Source organism: Paenibacillus zeirhizosphaerae (genome assembly GCF_030705605.1).
In the GTDB taxonomy this organism is placed as follows: Bacteria; Bacillota; Bacilli; order Paenibacillales; family Paenibacillaceae; genus Paenibacillus; species Paenibacillus zeirhizosphaerae.
This window is the reverse complement of sequence record NZ_JAPCKK010000016.1, coordinates 442,313-465,284: the sequence shown is the minus strand read 5'-3', so window position 1 is coordinate 465,284 and position 22,972 is coordinate 442,313. Positions and strand designations below refer to the sequence as shown.

General features: G+C 48.7%; 22 protein-coding genes and 1 pseudogene. 20 read left to right on the top strand and 3 right to left on the bottom strand.

Annotation, left to right across the window (positions count from 1 at the left end; genetic code table 11):
• The first annotated feature begins 89 nt into the window (after nt 1-89).
• The 13 genes from recA (at nt 90) to OIN60_RS11810 (ending at nt 12,587) form a co-directional block, all read left to right on the top strand.
• A complete protein-coding gene (recA, locus tag OIN60_RS11870; RefSeq protein ID WP_305755072.1) occupies nt 90-1,151 on the top strand; it encodes a recombinase RecA in 1,062 nt (353 codons plus the stop codon).
• 133 nt (nt 1,152-1,284) lie between these two features.
• Nucleotides 1,285-2,022, top strand: coding sequence for a regulatory protein RecX (locus OIN60_RS11865; protein ID WP_305755071.1), 738 nt, complete (start codon nt 1,285-1,287; stop codon nt 2,020-2,022).
• Nucleotides 2,023-2,325: 303 nt separating this feature from the next.
• A complete protein-coding gene (gene rny / locus OIN60_RS11860) occupies nt 2,326-3,867 on the top strand; it encodes a ribonuclease Y (protein WP_305755070.1) in 1,542 nt (513 codons plus the stop codon).
• A gap of 96 nt (nt 3,868-3,963) precedes the next feature.
• Complete coding sequence (locus OIN60_RS11855; protein ID WP_305755533.1) at nt 3,964-4,755, top strand: TIGR00282 family metallophosphoesterase; 792 nt, start codon at nt 3,964-3,966, stop codon at nt 4,753-4,755.
• A 119-nt stretch (nt 4,756-4,874) separates the two neighbouring features.
• On the top strand, nt 4,875-5,135 hold the full coding sequence (locus tag OIN60_RS11850; protein WP_019005392.1) for a stage V sporulation protein S: 261 nt from the start codon (nt 4,875-4,877) through the stop codon (nt 5,133-5,135).
• 77 nt (nt 5,136-5,212) lie between these two features.
• On the top strand, nt 5,213-6,187 hold the full coding sequence (locus OIN60_RS11845; protein WP_305755069.1) for a dipeptidase: 975 nt from the start codon (nt 5,213-5,215) through the stop codon (nt 6,185-6,187).
• 139 nt (nt 6,188-6,326) lie between these two features.
• On the top strand, nt 6,327-6,899 hold the full coding sequence (pduL, locus tag OIN60_RS11840) for a phosphate propanoyltransferase (protein WP_305755068.1): 573 nt from the start codon (nt 6,327-6,329) through the stop codon (nt 6,897-6,899).
• Between the two features lie 209 nt (nt 6,900-7,108).
• Nucleotides 7,109-8,668 carry a tRNA (N6-isopentenyl adenosine(37)-C2)-methylthiotransferase MiaB gene (gene miaB / locus OIN60_RS11835; protein WP_305755067.1) on the top strand — a complete coding sequence of 520 codons (1,560 nt, stop codon included), beginning with the start codon at nt 7,109-7,111 and terminating at the stop codon, nt 8,666-8,668.
• 19 nt (nt 8,669-8,687) lie between these two features.
• Nucleotides 8,688-9,140, top strand: coding sequence for a YlbF/YmcA family competence regulator (locus tag OIN60_RS11830; protein WP_370872471.1), 453 nt, complete (start codon nt 8,688-8,690; stop codon nt 9,138-9,140).
• 76 nt (nt 9,141-9,216) lie between these two features.
• Nucleotides 9,217-9,627, top strand: coding sequence for a PaaI family thioesterase (locus OIN60_RS11825; protein WP_305755066.1), 411 nt, complete (start codon nt 9,217-9,219; stop codon nt 9,625-9,627).
• Nucleotides 9,628-9,693: 66 nt separating this feature from the next.
• Nucleotides 9,694-10,485 (top strand): NUDIX domain-containing protein, encoded by a 792-nt coding sequence (locus OIN60_RS11820; protein WP_305755065.1) that lies wholly within the window; start codon nt 9,694-9,696, stop codon nt 10,483-10,485.
• A 22-nt stretch (nt 10,486-10,507) separates the two neighbouring features.
• Nucleotides 10,508-11,068: a cysteine hydrolase family protein gene (locus tag OIN60_RS11815; RefSeq protein WP_305755064.1), complete on the top strand. Its 561-nt coding sequence runs from the start codon at nt 10,508-10,510 to the stop codon at nt 11,066-11,068.
• Between the two features lie 58 nt (nt 11,069-11,126).
• Nucleotides 11,127-12,587 carry a nicotinate phosphoribosyltransferase gene (locus tag OIN60_RS11810; protein WP_305755063.1) on the top strand — a complete coding sequence of 487 codons (1,461 nt, stop codon included), beginning with the start codon at nt 11,127-11,129 and terminating at the stop codon, nt 12,585-12,587.
• A gap of 250 nt (nt 12,588-12,837) precedes the next feature.
• Here the strand turns inward: OIN60_RS11810 and OIN60_RS11805 are convergent, their stop codons facing one another.
• Both OIN60_RS11805 and OIN60_RS11800 read right to left on the bottom strand, forming a co-directional pair.
• Nucleotides 12,838-14,193, bottom strand: coding sequence for a nucleobase:cation symporter-2 family protein (locus OIN60_RS11805; protein ID WP_305755062.1), 1,356 nt, complete (start codon nt 14,191-14,193; stop codon nt 12,838-12,840).
• 212 nt (nt 14,194-14,405) lie between these two features.
• Nucleotides 14,406-14,921, bottom strand: coding sequence for a MogA/MoaB family molybdenum cofactor biosynthesis protein (locus OIN60_RS11800; RefSeq protein WP_305755061.1), 516 nt, complete (start codon nt 14,919-14,921; stop codon nt 14,406-14,408).
• Between the two features lie 310 nt (nt 14,922-15,231).
• On the opposite strand from OIN60_RS11800, the gene OIN60_RS11795 reads away from it, so the two are divergent.
• The 5 genes from OIN60_RS11795 (at nt 15,232) to OIN60_RS11775 (ending at nt 19,261) form a co-directional block, all read left to right on the top strand.
• Complete coding sequence (locus OIN60_RS11795; RefSeq protein WP_305755060.1) at nt 15,232-16,347, top strand: RNA-guided endonuclease InsQ/TnpB family protein; 1,116 nt, start codon at nt 15,232-15,234, stop codon at nt 16,345-16,347.
• 227 nt (nt 16,348-16,574) lie between these two features.
• Complete coding sequence (locus OIN60_RS11790) at nt 16,575-17,621, top strand: CobW family GTP-binding protein (protein ID WP_305755059.1); 1,047 nt, start codon at nt 16,575-16,577, stop codon at nt 17,619-17,621.
• 107 nt (nt 17,622-17,728) lie between these two features.
• Nucleotides 17,729-18,058 (top strand): four-helix bundle copper-binding protein, encoded by a 330-nt coding sequence (locus OIN60_RS11785; RefSeq protein WP_305755058.1) that lies wholly within the window; start codon nt 17,729-17,731, stop codon nt 18,056-18,058.
• A 434-nt stretch (nt 18,059-18,492) separates the two neighbouring features.
• A complete protein-coding gene (locus tag OIN60_RS11780; RefSeq protein ID WP_305755057.1) occupies nt 18,493-18,849 on the top strand; it encodes a nucleotidyltransferase domain-containing protein in 357 nt (118 codons plus the stop codon).
• Entirely contained in the window at nt 18,839-19,261 is a 423-nt protein-coding gene (locus tag OIN60_RS11775; protein WP_305755056.1) for a HEPN domain-containing protein, read from the top strand. The genes OIN60_RS11780 and OIN60_RS11775 overlap by 11 nt, the downstream gene beginning before the upstream one ends.
• Nucleotides 19,262-20,031: 770 nt before the next feature.
• On the opposite strand, the gene OIN60_RS11770 is transcribed toward OIN60_RS11775, so the two are convergent.
• Nucleotides 20,032-20,943, bottom strand: coding sequence for an SDR family oxidoreductase (locus tag OIN60_RS11770; RefSeq protein ID WP_305755531.1), 912 nt, complete (start codon nt 20,941-20,943; stop codon nt 20,032-20,034).
• Between the two features lie 245 nt (nt 20,944-21,188).
• Between OIN60_RS11770 and OIN60_RS11765 the strand changes: the two are divergent.
• A pseudogene (locus OIN60_RS11765) lies at nt 21,189-21,866 on the top strand (LacI family DNA-binding transcriptional regulator); the annotation flags it as partial.
• Between the two features lie 457 nt (nt 21,867-22,323).
• The gene (locus OIN60_RS11760) at nt 22,324-22,917 is read left to right on the top strand and encodes a TetR/AcrR family transcriptional regulator (RefSeq protein WP_305755055.1); all 594 of its coding nucleotides are present in this window, start codon (nt 22,324-22,326) and stop codon (nt 22,915-22,917) included.
• Nucleotides 22,918-22,972 lie beyond the last annotated feature (55 nt).

Below are 22,972 nucleotides of genomic sequence, written 5' to 3'. Positions count from 1 at the left end.
AAAAAACGAATGTATGTTCGAAAAAATGCTTGGCAAACCTGTCCAAACAGAGTATTATTATATTATAAACAATGAAGGATGTGAGCTAATTGTCAGATCGTCGCGCTGCGCTGGATATGGCGCTCCGTCAAATAGAAAAGCAGTTTGGTAAAGGTTCAATCATGAAGCTGGGCGAATCGACTCATATGCAAGTGGAAACGATTCCCAGTGGATCGATTGCACTGGATATTGCGTTAGGAACTGGCGGTTTTCCAAGAGGCCGCATTATTGAAATATACGGACCGGAATCTTCAGGTAAAACGACAGTAGCATTGCATGCGATTGCCGAGGTGCAGAAAACAGGCGGACAGGCTGCATTCATCGATGCAGAGCATGCTCTAGATCCTTCATATGCAAGCAAACTGGGCGTTAACATTGACGAGCTGCTGCTTTCCCAGCCGGACACAGGTGAGCAGGCGTTGGAGATTGCTGAAGCGCTCGTCCGCAGCGGTGCGGTGGATATCATTGTTATTGACTCGGTAGCGGCTCTCGTACCAAAAGCTGAAATTGAAGGGGAGATGGGAGATTCGCACGTGGGTCTGCAGGCACGCTTGATGTCCCAGGCTCTGCGTAAGCTTTCCGGTGCCATTAACAAATCCAAGACAATTGCGATCTTCATCAACCAGTTGCGTGAGAAAGTCGGTGTTATGTTTGGCAACCCGGAAACAACGCCAGGCGGCCGCGCATTGAAGTTTTACTCGACAGTCCGGCTGGATGTACGTCGGGTAGAAAGCTTAAAAATAGGCAACGACATCGTGGGTAATCGAACCCGGATTAAAGTTGTTAAAAATAAAGTGGCTCCTCCTTTCAAACAAGCCGAGGTCGACATCATGTATGGTGAAGGCATTTCCAAAGAGGGCAGCCTGATCGATATAGGTACTGAGCTTGATATCGTAGATAAGAGCGGTGCCTGGTATTCCTATGAGGGAGATCGTCTTGGTCAAGGCCGTGAGAACGCGAAGCAGTTCCTTAAAGAAAATACGAACATGGCCAATGCGATTGAACAAAAAATTCGGGTTGCAAGCAATCTGGTTACAACAGTTGAAGCACCGAGCGCTGAGCAGCTTGCGAAGGAAGCCAAAGAAGAGCAAGAACTGCTTGAGTTGGAATAGGAATCAGTGGGTTGATAAAGGTCGAGGACAGGGGAACTTGCTTCCCTGTTTTCGACCTTTTTGTTCATCAGAGCACTAACAAGGGGAGCGACGGGGCATTTTACCTTGTGGACTAAGAGAGGAACTTTCAGAAATGAAGCATGAGCCGATAGAAGAGGAGCATAATATTCAGCAGGGCATTGGCCATTTTCCCGCCGGGGTGGAGCTTGAAATCACCAAAGTAGAGCAGGGGAAGCGAGGCATGCGGGGCAGGTACATTATATACTTCGGACCGTACTCGTTATCCGTTCTCGAGGATGTCATGATTAAATACAGGATGACCAAGGGGTCATTCTTCAATAAGAGTGAGCTATCGGACATTATCATTGCAGATGAGAGGCAGCGGGCCTATGTCCTGTCGTTGCAGTATTTGGCACGCAAACCTCGCACGCGTCAGGAGCTTTCGCGGCGTTTGGGTGAGAAGGAACTGGAGCCGGCTGTCATTGACGAAACTTTGGATCGTCTGGAGAAAGAAAAGCTGGTAGATGATGAGCTGTATGCCAGGCAGTGGGCACGACAGCGCATATCTGGTCAGAGCAAAGGGAAGCTGTGGATCAGGCAGGAACTTCGGCAAAAGGGCGTGGATAAGTTGGTCATTGCCGAAGCACTTGGTGAAATTAGCGAGACGGAAGAGTGGGAGAGTGCACTTCAGGCAGGGCAGAAGAAGTGGAAGCAGATGCGTGGTGAAGTGATTGAAAAAAAGCGCAAAACCTATTCATTTTTAATAAGGCGAGGTTATTCCAGTGAAGTTACTCGCAGAGTTCTTCAGTCTTTGCTGCGTAATGATCAAGCAGGCCTGGAAGCAGAAGAAGACGAAATGTTTTGGGATTAGATCAATTGTCCATGCTGTTCTTCCCAGAACTAAAGGAATGAAGACGTATGTACGTTTGCCTTCTCTTGACAATGCGGATTGTCAAATAATAAAATGGACATGAATCCGCGTCTTGTGCATGCCCTCTTTTTCCTTCCAAAAAAGGGGACGGCTAGGCCTGATTCCTATCGCCCATAACAAGTGAAGCCGCCTTAAGGCGGTATTGTACATGTGGAAGCATGTTCACATTGATTGAAGCGTAATGATGACAACTGAACAAGTCCCAAGGAATGCCTTGGAGGAACCAACGAGGAGGTGAACAGTATGAGTCCTGGAATCTCGATCATTCTCGTTGTAGCCGCGTTATTCTTTGGGTTCGGGATTGGTTATTTTATTCGCAAATCTATTGCAGAAGCTAAAATTTCCAGTGCGGAGCAGGCTGCCGTGCAAATCGTGGAGAACGCGAAGAAAGAGGCAGAAGCACTGAAAAAAGAAACGGTACTGGAAGCGAAAGACGAAGTCCATCGCATCCGTAACGAAGCTGAAAAAGAAACTCGTGAACGTCGGAATGAAATTCAACGGCAGGAACGACGACTGCTGCAAAAGGAAGAATCGCTGGATAAAAAAATAGAATCACTGGAACGAAAAGAAGAACAAGTGGCTAACAAAGAGAAGAGAATTGATGAAACTCAGCAGCAAATTGAGTTGATCTACAAAAGCCAAGTGTCGGAACTGGAGCGAATTTCCAATCTTACGATGGAAGATGCCAGAAGCATCATATTGTCTAACGTAGAGCAAGAGGTTCGTCATGAAACGGCTCAGATGATCAAAGAAATCGAGCAGCAGGCCAAAGAGGAAGCGGACAAGAAATCCCGTGAAATCATTACACTGGCGATTCAGCGTTGTGCCGCTGACCATGTGGCCGAAACGACAGTGTCCGTAGTCACTCTGCCGAACGAAGAAATGAAAGGGCGCATTATCGGACGTGAAGGCCGTAACATCCGTGCGCTTGAGACCCTTACGGGCATTGACCTCATTATCGATGATACGCCGGAGGCTGTAATCTTATCCGGATTTGATCCAATCCGCCGTGAAATTGCGCGTACCGCTTTGGAGAAACTTGTCGCTGACGGGCGTATTCACCCGGCTCGAATCGAAGAAATGGTGGAGAAATCCCGCAAGGAAGTTGATGAACGGATTAGAGAATACGGTGAACAGGCCACCTTTGAAGTGGGAGTACACAGCCTGCACCCGGATTTAATCAAAATTCTCGGACGTCTCAAGTTCCGTACAAGCTATGGTCAGAATGTGCTTAAGCACTCCATGGAAGTGGCGTACTTGGCAGGCTTGATGGCCGGAGAATTGGGTGAAGATGTTGTGTTGGCGAGACGTGCTGGCCTTCTGCATGACATCGGGAAAGCGCTGGATCACGAAGTGGAAGGATCACATGTCGAAATTGGCGTGGAACTGGCGAAGAAATACAAAGAGCATCCAGTGGTTATCAACAGTATTGCCTCCCATCACGGTGATGCGGAAGCAACTTCTGTTATTGCCATGCTAGTCGGAGCGGCAGATGCATTGTCCGCTGCAAGACCGGGAGCAAGAAGAGAAACACTGGAAACGTATATCAGACGTCTGGAGAAGCTGGAGGCCATCTCCGAATCTTTTGAAGGTGTTGAGAAATCCTATGCCATTCAGGCCGGGCGTGAAGTCCGCGTGATGGTGCAGCCGGAAAAAGTGGATGATGCCGAAGCGTTCCGATTGGCGCGTGATATTACCAAGACGATTGAAAACGAGCTTGATTATCCTGGGCATATTAAAGTAACCGTTATTCGGGAAACCCGTGCGGTTGAATATGCAAAATAAGATATGAATATGAAAAGTGGCCCCCGCTGGGGCCATTTTTCATTAAGATTAAAGCAATGTATACATTTTCAGCGGAGCTGGTTAGGAGGAATTGAAATCAACGTTTTATTTATAGGAGATATTGTAGGGAGCGTAGGCAGAAAGGCTCTGAGGGAGAATCTTCCCTTTCTGAAGGAAAAATTCAAGCCCCACTTTATTATTGTTAATGGAGAAAATGCCGCCTCGGGCCGGGGAATTACGGCATCCATCGCGAGGGAGTTTTTCGACTGGGGTGTTCATGGCATTACCATGGGGAATCACACCTGGGATAACAAGGAGATCTTTGAGTTCATCGATGATGAACCGAGGCTGATTAGACCAGCCAACTTTCCACCGGGAACACCTGGCCTCGGATATACGATCGTGCGTTCAGGTGGCAAAGAGCTGGCCATTGTCAACCTGCAAGGAAGGACCTTCCTGCCAGCCATCGATTGTCCGTTCCGTGTCGCGGATGAGATTGTAGACGAGCTGCGGCGGAAGCACAAGCATATCCTTGTCGATTTCCACGCAGAAGCGACATCGGAGAAAATCGCCATGGGCTGGCATCTCGATGGACGGGCATCGATCGTGGTGGGCACGCATACACATGTGCAGAGCAATGATGATACGATTTTGCCGCAAGGAACCGCTTATCAGACGGATGTCGGGATGGTGGGGCCGCGCGAAGGCATCCTCGGCATGGAAAGAGAGGCCGTTTTGCGCAAGTTTAAAACGCAACTGCCTGTCCGCTTTCAGGTGGATAATGGCAAATGGCATTTTCATGCCTTGTTTGTGGAATTGAATGATGAAGGCAAGGCCCGGAAAATGGAGAAAATACGGTTGAAAGAGGATGAATGGCGCATGGATTGATCCAGAACGCGCCGCCGTCAAAATATATTTTCCAGAAAGCAGGAATTTTTTGTAGCCCCTCGAATATCATCTACTAGTGGAATCAAACCATCAACATATTCCCAGGGGAGGTACTTACTATGGAAGTATTAAAAGTATCAGCAAAGTCCAATCCCAACTCCGTTGCCGGCGCATTGGCTGGTGTCTTGCGTGAGCGCGGAAATGCCGAATTGCAGGCGATTGGAGCAGGTGCACTCAATCAAGCAATTAAAGCAGTAGCCATTGCCCGGGGATTTGTAGCGCCTAGCGGGGTGGATTTGATTTGTATTCCTGCATTCACGGATATAGTGATCGATGGAGAAGACCGTACCGCAATAAAGCTTATTGTGGAGCCAAGATAACGAGGGATTGTTTAGGCCTGTTTACGATCTTTGATCTGTAAACAGGCCTTTTTGCGCTTATGAAAGGAGTTTCTTGAATGATGTCAACCTATAAGGCACCTTGGCCAATCGCCGATTTTCATTGTGATGTGCTGAGTAAAATGATGCTAAACCCCGAAATGGATTTCAATCATCCGAACCTGGATGTGACACGCAACAGGCTGGAGGCAGGGGGAGTAAAGCTGCAGACCTTTGCGATATACATACCCGCTGAGGTAGGGAACCCGGGCATAGATCATATCGCCAGGCAGGCTCAGATATTCAAAGAAAGCATATGCGGACCCAAGGGGATGCTGAAAACATTGCTTTGGCGTGAGCAGGCGGAGGGCATTGCACAGTCTGACAGCCGGGATGTATGGGGGCTGCTTTCTCTGGAAGGCGTAGACGGACTGGAAGGTAATCCGTTCTATGCCGATTTGTGTTTTGCGATGGGGATTCGTGTGATCGGTCTAACCTGGAACTTTGCCAATTGGGCTGCCGATGGTGTATTGGAGCAGAGAAATGCAGCGCTGACGAACAAGGGGAGAGAGTTGGTTCAGCGCTGCAATGAGCTGGGATTGCTGCTGGATGTCTCGCATTTAAGCGAGAATGGTTTTTGGGAAGTGATAGAGCAGAGCGCACAGCCGCCGATTGCGTCCCATTCCAACGCCAGCGCGGTATTTCCGCATCCGAGGAATTTAAACGATGAACAAATCAAGGCGCTCATTATCCGAAACGGACGCATTGGCCTTACCTTTGTCCCGATGTTTCTGCAGGAGAAAGGAAATCCGCCCATGGAACGCCTGCTTGGCCATTTGGAGCATATTTGCGCATTGGGCGGGTCAGAGCATATTATGTTTGGTTCCGATTTTGATGGCATCAAAGACCATGTCATTGGGCTGGAGCACCCCGGCTGTTATCCGGCTTTGGTGGAGCTCTTGCTGAAATATTTTCCGGAAGGCCTGGTGGACAGGTGGTTGTCCGGCAATGCTCTGTCGTACTTGGGTGAAAACCTCCCGAAACAGCCGAAATAACAATTAGATGATCGGTTCAGGCTGCAAAAGCGACAGATTCAGTAACATTGTGCAATCCTGTTTTCTTTCTTTTGCGAAAAGGAGTATAATGGCATAGGTCTGTACTGGATTGTTATAGAGAAAAAGGAGTGACACACGAATGAGTAAAATCGTAACCGTAGGCGTATCAGGACGCCACATTCATCTGACACAGGAGCATATTGAGGCTCTCTTCGGAGTCGGCTACCAATTGACTGAATTCAAGCCCCTGTCCCAGCCGGGACAGTTCGCTGCCAATGAAACCGTTGCGGTCATTGGTGCTAAAGGCAAGTTTGAAACGGTTCGTATTTTGGGACCTGCACGTCCTGCATCCCAGCTTGAAATTTCCCGTACCGATTCTTTCTCTCTCGGTGTGAAAGCGCCTGTGCGCGAATCCGGTAAAATTGACGGAACGCCTGGCATTACGGTGAAAGGACCGGCAGGTGAGGTTGAACTGGCCAAGGGTGTGATCGTGGCTGCCCGCCATATTCACCTCCATACGTCGGACGCCGAGAAATGGGGCATTCAGGACAAGCAAATGTTGAAGGTCCGTGTAGGCGGCGAACGCGGCGTTGTGTTCGAAAACGTGCTGGCCCGCGTATCCGAATCTTTTGCGTTGGACATGCACATCGATACAGATGAAGCGAATGCTGCTGGCGTGAAGAACGGCGATTCTGCGGAAATCGTTGAATAAATAGCTTGCTTTCGACAAGATCCAGCCCTCGGGCTGGATCTTTTTTCGATTTTCCGGACATTTGTAAGCTTATGAAGGATGAACGTATACCCGCTGCCCCTGGCATCATGGCTAACCTGGTCAACTCATGTTATAATAGTGTGTAATGCCTTTTTATAGCATATGAACGCAGCAGCGTGAAATAGATCGGATTAGGAGTGATCCGCCGTATGGCAAAGGAAACGAAAGACTACTCGAAATACTTTGATTTTTCAGACGCCAAAATCATTTCACAGGATGAATACGGCAAAAAAATACGAATTCGCGGCCGGGAGATCAATATCATATCCGAGCCGAACCATCGTCAAGAAAAGCAGCGTGGCAAAGAAAGCATTAACGTGCTCTATGAAGATGCCGTACCTGACGAGCTCAAGCATCTTGGCGAAGGGAAGAAATATATCGTCTACACTTATGGCTGCCAAATGAATGAGCATGACACGGAGACGATCAAGGGCCTGCTTGAACAGATGGGCTATAGTTCGACCGAAGACCGGAAAGAGGCGGACCTGATTTTGCTGAATACATGCGCAATCCGTGAGAATGCGGAAGACAAAGTATTCGGCGAGCTTGGACATCTGAAGCATCTGAAAACCGAAAAGCCGGATATGCTGCTTGGCGTTTGCGGCTGCATGTCGCAGGAGGAAGGGGTCGTCAACCGGATTCTGCAAAAGCACGGCTTTGTGGATATGATTTTCGGTACCCATAACATCCATCGTCTGCCTCAGTTGATCAAGGAGTCGCTGTTCAGTAAAGAGATGGTTGTTGAGGTATGGTCCAAGGAAGGCGACATTATCGAAAATCTGCCCAAGAAGCGTGAAGGCATGCGAGCATGGGTTAATATCATGTACGGCTGTGACAAATTCTGCACCTATTGCATCGTGCCGTTTACCCGTGGCAAGGAGCGGAGCCGCCGTCCGGAGGACGTAATTGCTGAAGTGCGGGAGCTAGCCCGTCAAGGCTTTAAGGAAATTACGCTGCTGGGGCAGAACGTTAACGCATACGGTAAAGATTTTACCGATATCCATTACGGGTTCGGGGATTTGATGGACGATGTGAACAAGATCGACATTCCCCGCATCCGATTCACCACGTCGCATCCGCGTGATTTTGACGACCGTCTGATTGAGGTGCTGGCGAAGCGCGGCAACCTGGTGGAGCATATTCATCTGCCGGTGCAGTCCGGGAACAGTGCGGTGTTGAAAAAAATGAGCCGTAAATACACCCGTGAGCAGTATCTGGAGCTGGTGGCGAAAATCAAAAAAGCCATTCCGGATGTCGTGCTTACAACAGACATTATTGTCGGCTTCCCGGGTGAGACGGATGAACAGTTTGAAGATACGTTGTCGCTTGTGCGTGAGGTGGGTTTCGATTCAGCCTATACGTTCATCTATTCTCCGCGTGAGGGAACTCCTGCTGCCGTCATGGAAGACAATGTGCCCATGGAGGTTAAAAAGCGGCGCCTACAGCGTCTGAATGATACCATTTCCGAGTACAGCCGGGGCGGCAATGAGAAGCTGCGCGGGCAAATCGTTGAAGTGCTGGTCGAAGGCGAGAGCAAAAACAACGACAAGGTGCTTGCAGGGCGTACGCGTACCAACAAGCTGGTCCATTTTACAGGTTCCCCGGAACTGGTGGGTCAGTTCGTCCATGTTAAAATAACAGATGTGATGACATGGTATATTAAAGGTGATCTGGTGACTGAGCCAATGGCTGTGGAATCATATAGATAACAGATTGGAGCGATAGACCGTGGGAGAAGATCGGATGCAGGAAGATGCGCTGAATCCGGCGAAAAACGATCAGAAAAATCCGCTCTTTCGCCAGGATATTTTACAAAAAACACAAGAGCTGGCTAAGTTGCTTCAGAACAGTGAGGAAGTGCAGCTTTTCCGCAAGGCGGAGGATAAGATTAAGAATCATCAGCGCATACAGCAATTGATTGCTGTCATGAAGAAAAAGCAAAAAGAAATAGTAGCCTTCGAATCGCTTAAAAATACAGCGATGGTGGCGAAAATTGAACACGAGATTGAACAGCTTCAGACAGAGCTTGACGGTATACCTGTCGTGAGCGAATTTCAGCAGAGTCAGGTAGAAATCAATGAGCTGCTTCAGATGATTATGGGTGCCATCCGCGACACCGTATCGGAAAAAGTGAGTGTGGAGACAGGCAAAGATGCGCCCTCCTCTAGCTGCAGTGACTAACATGATATCAGGTGCGGAAGCATGAGCTTCCGTGCCTTTTTTGACATCCACATTTTCTATACAAGGAGAGAGTAGCATGGAAGTATTGCGTAAGATGATCGAAGAAGGGGACAATAAATTTTGGGGTTATCTGGGCTGCACTTTTCTTGGTGCCGAGAATGGGGAAATCCGGATCGGTCTGCAGGCGGAGGAGCACCACACGAATTCCATGGGCATTATTCATGGCGGAGTGCTAACCGCTCTTATGGATCAGGCGATGGGAATGGCTGCAACCTCATCGCGCCAGCAGGATGCGTGTGTGACGACGAATTTGAATGTACACTTTCTGTCCGCCATGCATAAAGGCAAGCTGGAGGTAAGAGCCCGGGTCATCCACGAAGCGGGCCGCACGATTACGACGGAAGCGGAACTCCGTGACGAAAAGGGCACACTCGGCTGCATGGCGACAGCCACCTTTCGTGTGCTGCGCAGCACTCCCGCGAAATAACAAGCTTGACATTTCATATTATGACTTCATAATGAAAATATCAAAACGAATAATATGGTGATGACAATGAGTTCAAATAACGATCAGGATTTGGGGCAACAAGCCGGTTATGATGTAAGAAAATACAGAACTCCGGACGGCGCCCCCGCAGATATCGTTATGTTTACTCTAACGAAGCGGGAACGGAAGACTGTAACTAAAACGCTGCCGATCCGTGAATTGAAGGTCATGCTGATTAAGCGCCGCCGTTGGCCGTTTGAAGGGCTTTGGGCACTGCCGGGCGGATTCTGCCGGGAGAATGAATCTATCGAAGGAGCGGCCAAGCGGGAGCTGATGGAGGAAACGGGCGTCGACGGGGGGCACCTGGAATATTTGGGTGTATACAGCAAGCCGGGCCGTGATCCACGCGGCTGGATTATATCTCACGCCTTCTTCGCTCTGGTGGAAGAGTGGATGCTGGAGGAACGGCAGGCGGCGGACGATGCCTCTGAGGTTGGTCTGTTCACGATCCAGGAAGCGCTGGAGGAACTGGATCTGGCTTTTGATCATAAGGAAATCATTCAGGATGCTTACCGCCAGATCCAACTGCAAATGCTGCAAACGACGATTGCGAAGCAGTTTTTGCCGCCTCATTTTACGCTGGGGGAGCTGTACCAGGTGATTCAGAGTGTCGTACCGGATTTTGAGGAGCCTAATTTCATCCGCAAAATTACATCTACCCGCAGTCGGCAGGGAATTATTGAAGAAGTAAGGGATGAGCAGGGCAATCCGCTAAGCTCCAATCAGTATTCACAGCGGCCTGCCCAGTTGTACCGATTCAGCGACAGAATCATCCCCCGATTATCTATATACACATGAAATCAATCATAGGAGTGGAGCTATGAAAGCATTGATTGTCATTGATTATACCCGTGATTTTGTGGATGGAAGTCTGCCTGTCGGGCAGTCGGCCATAGATTTGGACGAGCGAATCGCAGACATTACAGAGAGCTTTCTTGATCAGGGCAATTTCGTTGTAATGGCTGTTGACCTTCATGAACAGGATGATCCGTACCATCCTGAAACGAAGCTTTTTCCGCCCCACAATATTCGGGGAACTTCCGGGCGTGAGCTGTATGGCAAGCTGGAACAGGTCTATAAGCGTAATAAGGAATCGGTCTATTGGATGGACAAAACCCGCTACAGCGCTTTTTGTGGAACACCACTGGAGCAAAAGCTGCGGGAACGGGGAATTACGGAGGTTCATCTGATCGGGGTATGCACGGATATATGTGTGCTGCATACGGCAGTGGATGCTTATAATAAAGGCTTTGAAATAGTCGTCTACAAGGATGCGGTGGCCAGCTTTAATCAGGCAGGTCATGACTGGGCCTTGGGACACTTCAGCGGCAGCCTTGGCGCGCGTGTAGCTTCGGCGGAAGAAGAAATCTTGAAGCGTTAAGCGTTACACGCAGTGGAAGAGACACAGCAGCCGGGAGCGTAAGAAAGGATGAAGAACAATGCAGACCAGTCTTGCTTTACATACGGATAAATATCAGATTAACATGATGTACGCCCATTGGGCGAACGGCACGCACAAGCGTCAGGCCGTGTTTGAGGCCTATTTCCGCAAGCTTCCCTTTGGGAACGGTTATGCGGTATTCGCTGGTCTCGAACGAATTGTAAACTATATTTCCGCCCTTAAATTTACGGAAGAGGACATTCGCTTTCTGGCGAAGCAGGAGGAGCAGTATGATCCCCGCTTTCTGGAGGAGCTGCGTCAGTTCAAATTCCGGGGAAACGTCCACTCCATGAAGGAGGGGGCACTCGTATTTCCGAATGAGCCTCTGGTGAGAGTGGAAGGGACGATTATGGAGGCACAGTTGGTCGAAACCGCGCTGCTTAATTTCATGAACTATCAGACGCTGATCGCGACCAAGGCCTCACGCATCAAGCAGGTGTCCGATGGGGATACGCTGCTAGAGTTTGGCACGCGGCGTGCTCAGGAAGCGGACGCTGCCGTATGGGGCGCGCGTGCGGCATATGTGGCAGGTTTCCATGCCACCTCCAACATGCTGGCTGGAGAACGGTTCGGGATTCCGACGGCGGGCACGCACGCCCATTCTTGGGTGCAGAGCTTTATGAGTGAGCAGGAGGCGTTTGACGCATATGCGAAGGTGCTGCCAGACCAGGTTACGCTGCTGGTGGATACGTTTGATACGCTGGAAAGCGGTGTGCCACATGCCATTAAAACAGCCAAAATGCTGGAGGCGCAGGGAAAACGCATGAGAGCCATCCGCCTGGACAGCGGGGATTTGGCCTACCTGTCTATTCAGGCACGCCAGATGCTGGATGAGGCGGGACTGGATTACGTGCAAATTGTTGCTTCTAACGATCTGGACGAGAATACGATTTTTAACCTGAAAGCGGAGGGCGCGCGCATCAACACCTGGGGAGTCGGCACCCAACTGATTACCGCTTCGGACCAGCCTTCCCTCGGCGGCGTGTACAAGCTGGTGGAGCGTGAAGAGGACGGAGAGATGCTGCCAACGATCAAAATTTCCGCCAATCCGGAGAAGGTATCCACCCCTGGCAAGAAGGACGTCTACCGGATCGTGGATCAGAAGACCAAAAAAGCGGTGGCCGATTACATCGCATTCCCGGATGAGGACCGGCCACGCAACGGGAAGAAGCTGAAGCTATTCAATCCCGTGCATCCGTACCTGAAGAAGTATGTCGTCAATTATGACGCCATCCCGATGCTTGAACCGATCTTCGTGGACGGGGAACAGGTCTACGAGCTGCCGTCTCTTGAGGAAATCCGCAGCTACCATCGCGAGCAGCTTGATCTGTTCTGGCCGCAATATTTGCGCAAGCTGAATCCGGAGATTTACCGTGTAAATATTAGCCAGAAGGTATGGGAGCTCAAACAAAAGCTGATTGACAGCCATATGGCCCCAGAACCAGAGCATGACGAGTAATACGTGATTATATTAAAAGGCATCTGCCCGGCAGGGGACCAGATGCCTTTTACGTTACCGGACAGGCGCGCCTTTATTTGCCTTAAAAGACGGGATTTCGCACCCCACAAACGTTTGATTTCGCCGAAATAACGGCACTCCTATCCATTTGGGAGTAATGAATTTGGACAGCAATCGAAGCGCGGCAGCCGGACAAATATTTTCTTGTCCATAGCTGCCGCTGATTTCTTTTCACATATAGCTGAGTCAGCTACACCTGTTCCCCGGCCGGAACGGCCATCTCTTCCGGCTTGGCGCTGGAAACGGTACTATTATCAACGCTTCTGAAACGGGGCGACACATGGAAAAACAGGTTGAGGAGTATAGCGGAGAGACTGCCTGTGATCGTGCCGTCACTCACAATAATACGCAGTGATGACGGGAGTCCTGAGAACAGCTCGGGTACGACCGTGGCGCCGACTCCTAAGGAAATGGAACAGGCAACGATCATCAGGTTGCGCTGGTCCTTGAAATCGACCTCGGTCATCATCCGGATACCGGAAGCTACAACCATGCCGAACAGCACTACCGTAGCTCCGCCCAGCACGGCAAGGGGAATAATTGTCGCTAGCGCCGCTATTTTAGGAACAAGCCCGAGTACAATAAGAATGCAGGCCGCAACCGCAATTACGTTACGAGTTTTAACCCGTGACAGCTCAACCAGTCCGACATTTTGAGCGAATGTATTATATGGGAAAGCATTGAATAATCCGCCCAGCACGATAGCAGTCCCCTCGGAACGGTAGCCGCGCGTCAAATCATGAGGAGACAGCTTCTGATCGCATACTTTGCCCAGTGCCAGAAAAACGCCTGTCGACTCCACAATAATAACGACACAGACGATGATCATGGTAAGAATAGGGGCGATCCTGAATTCAGGCAGGCCGAATGCGAAAAATTGCGGCAAATGGAACCAGGAAGCCTCCGCGACCGGTGCGAAGCTGACCTTGCCCATCAACGCTGCCACAGTCGTGCCTGTGATGATACCAATCAACACGGCAAGGGAGCGCATGAATCCGGCTAGGAAACGGTTGATCACGAGAATAAGCGCCAGCACACCGAAGGACAGCAGAAAGTTGGGTAGGCTGCCAAAGTCGGGGTTAGCTGCGCCTCCCGCCATGTTTCTGATCCCGGTCGGAATCAGCGACAGACCGATCACGGTTACGACCGTCCCGGTCACAACGGGCGGAAACAGCCTGATGATTTTCCCGAAGAAGGCTGCGAACACGAGTACAAACAGGCCTGCCGCGATGATCGCACCATAGATGGCGTTCAGCCCGTATTGACTGCCAATGCCGATCATGGGGGTGATTGCGACGAATGAGCTGCCCAGCATGACTGGCAGGCCAATGCCCAGGTACTTGTTCTTCCACACCTGCAGTAGGGTGGCGATGCCGCAGGTGAGCAGGTCAATGGCGACGAGATAGGACAACTGCGCTCCTGTCAGATTTAGGGCACGCCCGACTAGTAGTGGTACCAGAATCGCCCCGGCATACATGGCCAGCACGTGCTGCAATCCCAGTGAAACTATTTTACTTCCGCCGCTTAAACTTATGTTGCTCTCCATCCTTCACTCTCCTATCGGTTGCTTGAATTATAGCAATGATAAAAGGAGAAGTGAGCTTTTCTGGAGTAGTAATCTTAACATTTGTGAAAAATCATAAATTAAAGTTTGTATTTTATGCAGATCCACGCTTAAATATGTAATGAAATATTACATAAGGGAACGAAAAGACGAACGCTGTAAGTTTGTCCAACAGCGTCCGGTTTTGCAAAGAGCTATGTTTTATAGATTTCCCGCATGACATGACGAAGCTCCGGTATAATAATGCGTTCCATCGCCAGCTTGATGGCCTTAGGTGATCCCGGCATAGAGAAGACGGCTGTGCGTCCAACCGTGCCTGCAATCGCCCTGCTCAAAATCGCTGCCGAACCGATATCTTCTGTGAAGCTTAAATAGCGAAAAATCTCTCCGAAGCCCGGCAGCTCCTTATGCAGCAGCGAAGCAACGGCCTCGTAGGTTGTATCCCGTGGTGAGATTCCTGTTCCGCCCGTCAGCAGCACCGCTTCTACTTCCCTGGAGGCAGCCGCTTCAAAGACCAATTGGCGGATTCCTTCGTAATCATCCTTGACAATGACGTGCCTTGCTACGGTGTATCCGTTATCCTGCAATAGCTGCTTCAGGAGCTGTCCTCCTGTATCCGTAGCTTCCGTTCGGGTATCCGATACGGTAATAACCATGCATGCCACCTCGCGTGGTGCTTCACGGCGGTGTTCCTCGACGGTTGAACCCATGAACATGCCTCCTTGTAAATTTTTAAATTACATAAAACGCTGATAAATCAAGAAGCTGCCGTGACTCCTATCAATTTGTAGCAGAGCTGAAGAGTCGCTTGTTCCTTGCTTCCAGTTATAGTACACTCGTTTCATAACCGCGCATGGACACACGCGACTTTAGTCGTGTGACAAATTGCGCTCGGCATAAGGGCTTCCTTCGGTAGCTCGAAAGCCGAAAGTTCCATGCTTTCTCCTTCCGCCATGAAGATTTAACCATTTCCCACTGAATCCTATGGTATATTTAATGCAGTGAGAAGAGGTGAATCGAATGTCTACCATTACAGCAAAAATCCAAATTAATGTCCCGCATGAGCATACAGAAATGCTCACCAAGACCATCCAAACCTATCGTGAAGCATGTAATTATCTTTCAGTTATTGTCTTTCAAACCAAAGAATTACGTTATCGCACACTCCATGACTTGTATTATCGAGAGCTGCGAAGTCGTTTTGGTTTGAAAAGCCAAATGGCGCAATCGGTGATTAAAACCGTCATCGCCCGCTATACATCTGCCCGATCTAACGGACACGATTGGAGCTTGGTCCAATTCAAACGCCCTGAGTATGATCTGGTATGGAATCGAGATTACTCTTTGAACGATGATCGGTTTAGCGTAAATACACTGGACGGACGAGTGAAGCTTCGTTACAAAAAGCGAGGCATGCAGCACTTCTTTGATGGCACATGGAAGTGGGGCACGGCCAAACTCGTGTATAAACACAGGAAATGGTTCTTGCATATTTCCATGACCAAAGAGTTCCCTGAATTGGATCTTACAAAGGTCAACCATATTGTTGGCATTGACCTGGGAATCAACTTTCTCGCCACCACCTACGACACTCAAAGCCAGACGACGTTTTATCCTGGACGAACCGTGAAACACAAACGAGGCCAGTATAAAGTCTTACGTAAACAACTTCAGATGAGACAAACCCCCTCCGCTCGCAAACGACTCAAGGAAATTGGTTCAAGAGAAAACCGTTATGTTACCGATGTCAACCATCAAGTAACCAAGGCACTCGTTGAAACGTATCCGAAAGGCACGCTGTTTGTGATCGAAAATTTAAAAGGTGTTCGTTCCGCCACGGAAAAAGTATGTGTTCGCCATCGGTATGTGTCGGTTTCCTGGGCATTTCATCAATTCCGTGAGATGTTGGAGTACAAGGCTCAACTGAACGGACAGGGCGTCATCGCAGTAGATCCTAAATATACTTCCCAAACCTGCCCGAAATGCGGACATATTGAACGAGCGAATCGAAACAAAAAAATGCACACCTTTGAATGCCAAGCCTGTCACTATCGCTCTAACGATGACCGAATTGGAGCTATGAATCTGTACCGCAAAGGAATCGAGTACATCGGTACAGGTACAGCAGGAGTATAGCTCTTGTTGTAGGGGCGAGGTCGACCGTCCTGATGTTCCAACACGCTAAGGTAGGAGCACGACAAGGTGCGTTCGCACTACCGGTTAGGAATAAGTCTAAAAGGCTTGTGCGAAGCGCAAGCACTGTCTACGAAGTAGGCAGAGACAAGTTCGTGACTTGAGTCATGAGTTGTTGACTACTTACATGAAGACTCAATAACACAGATGTAGCTTCACAGGAGGTTGTTATGGAACAGGCAGTACCCGTCTACATATTATCAGGCTTTTTGGGAAGCGGCAAAACGACATTGCTGCAAAACATGCTTGCTGCTTTTCGTGCCCAGGGCAAACGTCCTGCAGTTGTGATGAATGAGCTGGGGGATGTGAATCTGGACGGCCAATTGGTTGACGACCAGATCCCGACAGCGGAGTTGCTCGGAGGCTGCATTTGCTGTTCCATCCGGGGGGATCTTAGTCTGCAACTGGTGGAGCTGGTACAGAAGGAGGCTCCCGACGTGATCATCATCGAAGCAACCGGCGCGGCCAATCCGATGGATATTTTGGACGGTGTGTCCGAGACCTCGCTGTATGCGCGGCTTGAACTGCGGCAGTTGATTACCGTAGTGGATGCGGCTCATTTGTATGATTTGTACCAGGAGCAGCGGGGCAGAACGTATCGGCTGATGCAGGAGCAAATCCGGTGTGCGTCGCTTTTGATTTTGAATAAAACAGACCGGGTCGATGAGGAAGCCCGCGACAAGCTGAACGAACTGCTGCGTAAATGGAACGCTTATGCCCCCGTGCTGCAGACTGTCCAATGTGATGTTCCTATAGAGACTTTGTTGGACATGGGTATCGCCGGTTTTGAACGGAAAGAGCAGGAAAGCGTTGGGGAGGGCATGCCGCACCCTGGCAGCGATACCAAATCCTGCGGCCATGACCACGGGCAGTTCTGTGGCTGCAATGGCAACCAGGAACATGCAGCCCATGAGCTGCATCATTCACATTCGCATGTGATGGCGTACACCCATTATTTTGATGGGCCAGTGAACAGTGTGGAATTTGAAAAGCTGCTGCAGGAGCTGCCCCGTGATATTTATCGGGCCAAAGGCATTCTGGCGTTTAGTGATACGAGCGGCAGATTTTTGTTTCAGTATGCTTACAGGGAATCGGATTTTATGAAAATCGATCCACAGGGCGAGGTGCAGGATGTAGCCGTGTTCATTGGTGAGCATTTTGATAAGGAAGAAATCAAACGGAAATTGTTGGCCTTGGTTCACTCGTCCGCAAGCTGAGCTGTGGTAGGTCCAGGCCGAGTGTACGCCTGTATTTGCACTGATTAATTGACTGCCCGAACGGGTAAGAAAAAACAAGGTCAATAACCAGCAGGAGGTACCAAAGCATGAGTAATTCCATTCAGAAATGTATCGAAGCATGCCTTGAATGCATGAATGCGTGCAATGTATGTTATGTCGCCAATTTGAAGGAATATGATTTGGAAACACTGCGGGAATGCATCCGTTTGGACCGGGAATGCGCGGAGATCTGCTCCTACACAGCGCAAGCACTTGGACGGGGAACGGAATTTGCGGCGGAAATTTGTAACCTGTGTGCCCGGATCTGCGAAGCGTGCGCCACCGAGTGCAGCAAGCATAAGCACGACCACTGCCAGCAGTGTGTTGAAGCATGCCGCCGCTGCGCCGAAGCCTGTCGTTTTATGGCGGTCGCATAATTGCGGACATATGCCTGCCAACAGAGAACGCCGTTATCATTAGGGCCCTGGGGCGGGTTTGAAAGAGGGAAATATACGTTTGCTGCTGCTTATTTTCAGGATGAACTTATGCTACTATAGGGTGGTGGAAGGCAACTCGGGCTATAGGCAGCCGTGAGTGCACCCCAAGCGCACATGAAATCCCTGGGAGATTCGCACCACCAGATTTCATGCTGCTTTTCACAGTTTTTTTGAAAAATGGCCTGCTTTAAATGATACCTGATTTAGGGGTTCGCACTTTTAGGCCCACGAGCCTTTACGGGACAAGGGCCGAAACGGCTGCTGTTACTCCCCTTGCGGGAGTATGGGTTGAAAGATTACGACTAACATGGTCAAGATCGAATGTACTAAGGGTTACTCCCTACACGGGAGCATGTTAAGGTGGTGTGAGGTTTATGCGCAGTTCAGAGATATCTAACCTGAATTTCCTTGTGGAGAAAGAGAAACTAGCTTTGGCAGAAGTATTACACAAAATCGAAGTCCCTTTTAAAGTAAGACAGGTCATCCTTTTTGGATCAAAAGCTCGGGGGGACTTTGAATCGGAAAGTGACATAGACTTGCTGGTTTTGACAGAATTGGAGGATCGACCTGAGAATAGACACTATTTGTCGGATATGCTTTTTGATGTGAATCCGTACTACGAGCCACCTATCAGCGTAACGTATTTTAACAAAGATGACTGGGATTCCGGGAAGGTATTACCTACTTTTAAAAGTAATATTTTGAAGGATGGTGTTCAGGTTGTCTTTTAAAGGTGATGCAGTCAAGTCGTTCCTAAAAAGAGCTAAAGGGAAGTATTCAGCTGCTGTGTATTCTTTTGAGAATGAAGATTATCCGGCAGCCGTAGCTTCCCTTTATTATTCTGCCTTCCAGTCCGTCTCAGCTTTAATGATACATAGAGATGTCCCGGAAAATAAGCACACTCAAGTTAGGGCGTGGGTAGGCAGGGAGCTTTTTAAGCAAGGTTTGATTAGCTCTGATTTAGCTAAGATGTATAATCGTCTGATGGATGACAGGCAGGATGCTGACTATAAACCTACGGTTAACATAACTAGGGAAGTAGTGGAGTCTTATTTTGTACCAGTAAAGGAATTTAATTCAATAATATTAAAGATGATACAGCAGGAGGGATTGGAGGATCTCGACGCGTTTTATATCAATTGATCTTGTAATAGTACCGCCGATTGTTGGTTTTATTGCAAAATTCAATTGGACGCTGCAGCTTATGGCGTGCTACATTGGGCATGTAAATACTCCTTACGTAGCGTTTCCAAGCTTATGGAGCATGAGCTATATGCAGTCCCGTTTACACCTTAACCGCTGCTGATCCGGCAAAGCATGGTCATGATGTGAAGTAAAAAGGGGTGCCGTGCCGTTGTCCAACCTTTTTCGTCCATTTTCAATCTGAGCCATTAGAATCTGAGTTTGATCAGGACTCGAAATAGAAAGGCAACTTGAGCTGTACAGCCGTGAGTGCGAACCCCAAGCGCACATGAAATCCCTGGGAGATTCGCACCACCAGATTTCACGCGGCTTTTCACGTTTTTTTTGAAAAATGGCCTGCCTTAAAATGATACCTGATTTAAGGGTTCGCACTTTTAGACCCGCGAGCCCTTACGTGACAAGGGCTGAAAACGCCCGCTGTTACTCCCCCTGCGGGAGTATGGATTGAAACGCCTCGTAGCCCATCAGATAAATCGGATCGATAACGTTTCGATAGCGTTACTTCCCTACACGGGAGTATGGCTGAAACACAAGGAACCGTCCGGACGATGTGGTGTTCGGATGTTACCCCTTACGAAATCAAAATCGAAATCCCAAACGAGTGAAATGAATGAAAGGCTCCAAGCATCACTTCCCCCAAAAAGTTCTCTTCCACTTCTTGCAGGTGAAAAGTGGCGGCCATCAGGCCGCCATTAGTATTCATACAGAACTTAGCGGTAACCCGCAGTATTCGCTGGTTTTCCTGCATCTTGCACTTCTACAAGATAGCGCCAGCAGTCTGGCTGTGAGCCATCCAGATCATAAAAATCATACACCTGTGCGAGCTGACCACTTGAAACCGAATGACCGTTCCAGCGTGCCACTTCCGGATCTGCGGCTAGTGCGGCCACGGCACGTCCTACATAACGGGGTGTTTCCGAGATGATAAAATGAGGTTCTTTCGCCGCCGCATCACGCCAGTTTTCCTCTGTAACTCCAAAGTGATCCAGCATAATTTCAGAACGCATCCAACCCGGGGTCAATGCTACGGCAGTGCAGCTAAATGGCGCAAGCTCATGGGCTAAAGCCCGGGCCATACGAATGACAGATGCCTTGGCCAGATCGTAGAAAAAAGATAAGCGGTAATTATGATCGTTGTATTCTGCCGTGCCGTCCGTGATTTCAACGACCAGCCCATTTTTGTTGCGGATTAACAGGGGCAGGGCAAAGTGACTTGTAATAATATGCGTATCCATCGCAAGCCGAAGCATGCGCAGCCCGCGATCAAGAGAGTGTTCCCACACAGGCACGTTCCATTGTGTCAAATATTCGGCTCCCCACACATCGTTAACCAGGATGTCCAGTTTACCTTGTTCATCTTCAATTTGCGCTATTAGAGCCTGAACCTGATCAGGCTCCAGGTGGTCCACTTGAACCGCTATGCCTCGGCCGCCTGCATGGGTGACCAATTCAGCCGTTTCTTCAATCGTTTCCGGGCGATTATATTCGGAGCGCTGTGTTCGAGTCGTGCGTCCTGTCACATATACCGTGGCACCGGCTGCTCCCAATTCGATGGCGATTCCTCGACCTGCACCGCGTGTTGCACCTGCCACCAAAGCTACTTTTCCCGCTAGAGGTTTCATCATCTGTTGCTCCTTTCGTTGATCTATCTCCTATAGTAGACCTCAAATATGTCACCTATTGTCATATAAATATTCGTTCTCCAGGCTTTAATAAAAAGCCAAGCGCTCCCAAGTCATGATGTGCTTTAGAATCTTTATTTTCTGCAAGGATGCACTCCAGAAGCCTTCCGGTTAAGTAAGGTTGTATAAGCTGAGGGGAGAGGTATAGTTTTGTATGTATTTTATTTTGTGTGAAAGAGGTTAATATGGCGACAATTCACGATGTGGCTTTAAAAGCGGGGGTATCCGTCACGACCGTATCTCGTGTTATGAACAACCGGGGATATATCAGCGAAGCGACCCGCAAAAAAGTGTTCGACGCAATGGATGAGCTTAATTATCAACCGAATGAAATCGCACGTTCCCTGCTCCGCAAGCAGTTCAATATTATCGGCCTGATTATTCCGAATGTCGCGCATCCGTTCTTCAGTGAACTTGCCAATGAGATGGAATATTATGCCTATCAGCAGGATTGCAAGGTTTTGCTGTGTAATTCGCATATGGACCCCGTTAAGGAAAAAGTATATATCGACATGCTGAAGCGCAACCGGGTCGACGGCATCATTATGGGCAGCCATACGCTGGAAGTGGATGAGTACCGTCATCTGAGCTTGCCAATTGTGACGTTTGACAGGCAGATTGACCCGGGTATCCCCTACATATCCTCGGACAATTACCGGGGTGGTGAGCTGGCCACGGAGCTGCTTATTCATAAGGGCTGCCGGAAAATTGCGCATATATGCGGAAATCTGGAGCTAAATATGCTGTCCAATAAGCGGACAGATGCATTTCGGGATGTTGTAAAAAAGCATGGTGTGCAGCATGTGATCGTGCAAACCGATTTGAATGTGTTCGCCCAGAAGGATTACGAACGCATCAAAAGCGGCCGGAAACCGTAACATTCAGGTCAGTCTACGATACCGGCAGCAGCAGAAGAACATGCGGGAGGAACTTATCCAGTGAAGAGGGCTGCTTCTTGAGTGTCCAGCGGATGCACGAGCTGGAAAGGGGATTTGGGCAATTAAACATAACCGGGGATTCTGGAGCTTCCTGCTTCTATGATTACAAAAAGTAAGTTTATAGGTCGGCTGGCTTTCGTTTGCCCATATAATCTGATGAAGAAGCAGAAGTGGATGGGAAAATAAACGGATCGGCAAGGATGAGTCCTCTGCCTGGTCCGTTTTTTTGATTTTGATTACGCAGACCGCCCTTTGACTTCTGTTCAACAGTAGATCTCCTTACAGAACATTGACAGGACATAGAAAAGTATTTAGAATAAAAATTGATTGATTGACCAAAATAAAAAATGAACAATCAAACAATATAAAGGGAGATAAATAAATGGAAAACAAACAATCTTTGATAGCTGATGCACGGAGAGAGCAAATCATTAAAGCTGCTATAGAGGTTTTGACGGAAATTGGATATAACAGCACAAGTCTTTCCAAAATAGCAAATAAAGCAAATATAAGTACAGGACTTATATCTTATCATTTCTCTGGTAAGGAAGATTTGATGAGAAATACTTTGATGTATTTGGTTGAGCAAGAGCGAGCCTTTATTAAGGGAAAAGTAGAACAGAAACAAACGTATATGGAGAAATTAATGACTTTTATAGAAGCAAGTTTGGCATACCAGGGTACAAACCGTGGATATAACAATGCGTTACTTGAAATTATTTTTAATGGTCGCACACCAGACAACGTCCCTTATTATCGGGCAGAAATTCATGAGGAAGATGAATTAAATGTTTTGTTGAAAGAGATTCTTTACAAAGGACAAGAATCTAAAGAATTTAATGACTTCGATCCTCAAGTGATTGCAATTGTCATTCGGGGTGCTACAGCAGGGTCGATGTCATTACCTCAAAATGAGTTAAGTCTTGAAGATTACAGTGAAAAATTAATAAAGAGCATTTTAAAAATGCTTAAATAAAAAAACGAACGGCGTTGTGAACACAACGTCGGGAGTAGCTGCAGTTAACCAAAGT

Excerpts from the sequence above, each read along its gene's own strand:
- OIN60_RS11865 (WP_305755071.1), top strand. The coding sequence starts at position 1,285 with ATGAAGCATGAGCCGATAGAAGAGGAGCATAATATTCAGCAGGGCATT.
- rny (WP_305755070.1), top strand. The coding sequence starts at position 2,326 with ATGAGTCCTGGAATCTCGATCATTCTCGTTGTAGCCGCGTTATTCTTT.
- OIN60_RS11850 (WP_019005392.1), top strand. The coding sequence starts at position 4,875 with ATGGAAGTATTAAAAGTATCAGCAAAGTCCAATCCCAACTCCGTTGCC.
- OIN60_RS11845 (WP_305755069.1), top strand. The coding sequence starts at position 5,213 with ATGATGTCAACCTATAAGGCACCTTGGCCAATCGCCGATTTTCATTGT.
- pduL (WP_305755068.1), top strand. The coding sequence starts at position 6,327 with ATGAGTAAAATCGTAACCGTAGGCGTATCAGGACGCCACATTCATCTG.
- miaB (WP_305755067.1), top strand. The coding sequence starts at position 7,109 with ATGGCAAAGGAAACGAAAGACTACTCGAAATACTTTGATTTTTCAGAC.
- OIN60_RS11825 (WP_305755066.1), top strand. The coding sequence starts at position 9,217 with ATGGAAGTATTGCGTAAGATGATCGAAGAAGGGGACAATAAATTTTGG.
- OIN60_RS11820 (WP_305755065.1), top strand. The coding sequence starts at position 9,694 with ATGAGTTCAAATAACGATCAGGATTTGGGGCAACAAGCCGGTTATGAT.
- OIN60_RS11815 (WP_305755064.1), top strand. The coding sequence starts at position 10,508 with ATGAAAGCATTGATTGTCATTGATTATACCCGTGATTTTGTGGATGGA.
- OIN60_RS11810 (WP_305755063.1), top strand. The coding sequence starts at position 11,127 with ATGCAGACCAGTCTTGCTTTACATACGGATAAATATCAGATTAACATG.
- OIN60_RS11805 (WP_305755062.1), bottom strand. The coding sequence starts at position 14,193 with ATGGAGAGCAACATAAGTTTAAGCGGCGGAAGTAAAATAGTTTCACTG.
- OIN60_RS11800 (WP_305755061.1), bottom strand. The coding sequence starts at position 14,921 with ATGGGTTCAACCGTCGAGGAACACCGCCGTGAAGCACCACGCGAGGTG.
- OIN60_RS11795 (WP_305755060.1), top strand. The coding sequence starts at position 15,232 with ATGTCTACCATTACAGCAAAAATCCAAATTAATGTCCCGCATGAGCAT.
- OIN60_RS11790 (WP_305755059.1), top strand. The coding sequence starts at position 16,575 with ATGGAACAGGCAGTACCCGTCTACATATTATCAGGCTTTTTGGGAAGC.
- OIN60_RS11785 (WP_305755058.1), top strand. The coding sequence starts at position 17,729 with ATGAGTAATTCCATTCAGAAATGTATCGAAGCATGCCTTGAATGCATG.
- OIN60_RS11780 (WP_305755057.1), top strand. The coding sequence starts at position 18,493 with ATGCGCAGTTCAGAGATATCTAACCTGAATTTCCTTGTGGAGAAAGAG.
- OIN60_RS11770 (WP_305755531.1), bottom strand. The coding sequence starts at position 20,943 with ATGAAACCTCTAGCGGGAAAAGTAGCTTTGGTGGCAGGTGCAACACGC.
- OIN60_RS11760 (WP_305755055.1), top strand. The coding sequence starts at position 22,324 with ATGGAAAACAAACAATCTTTGATAGCTGATGCACGGAGAGAGCAAATC.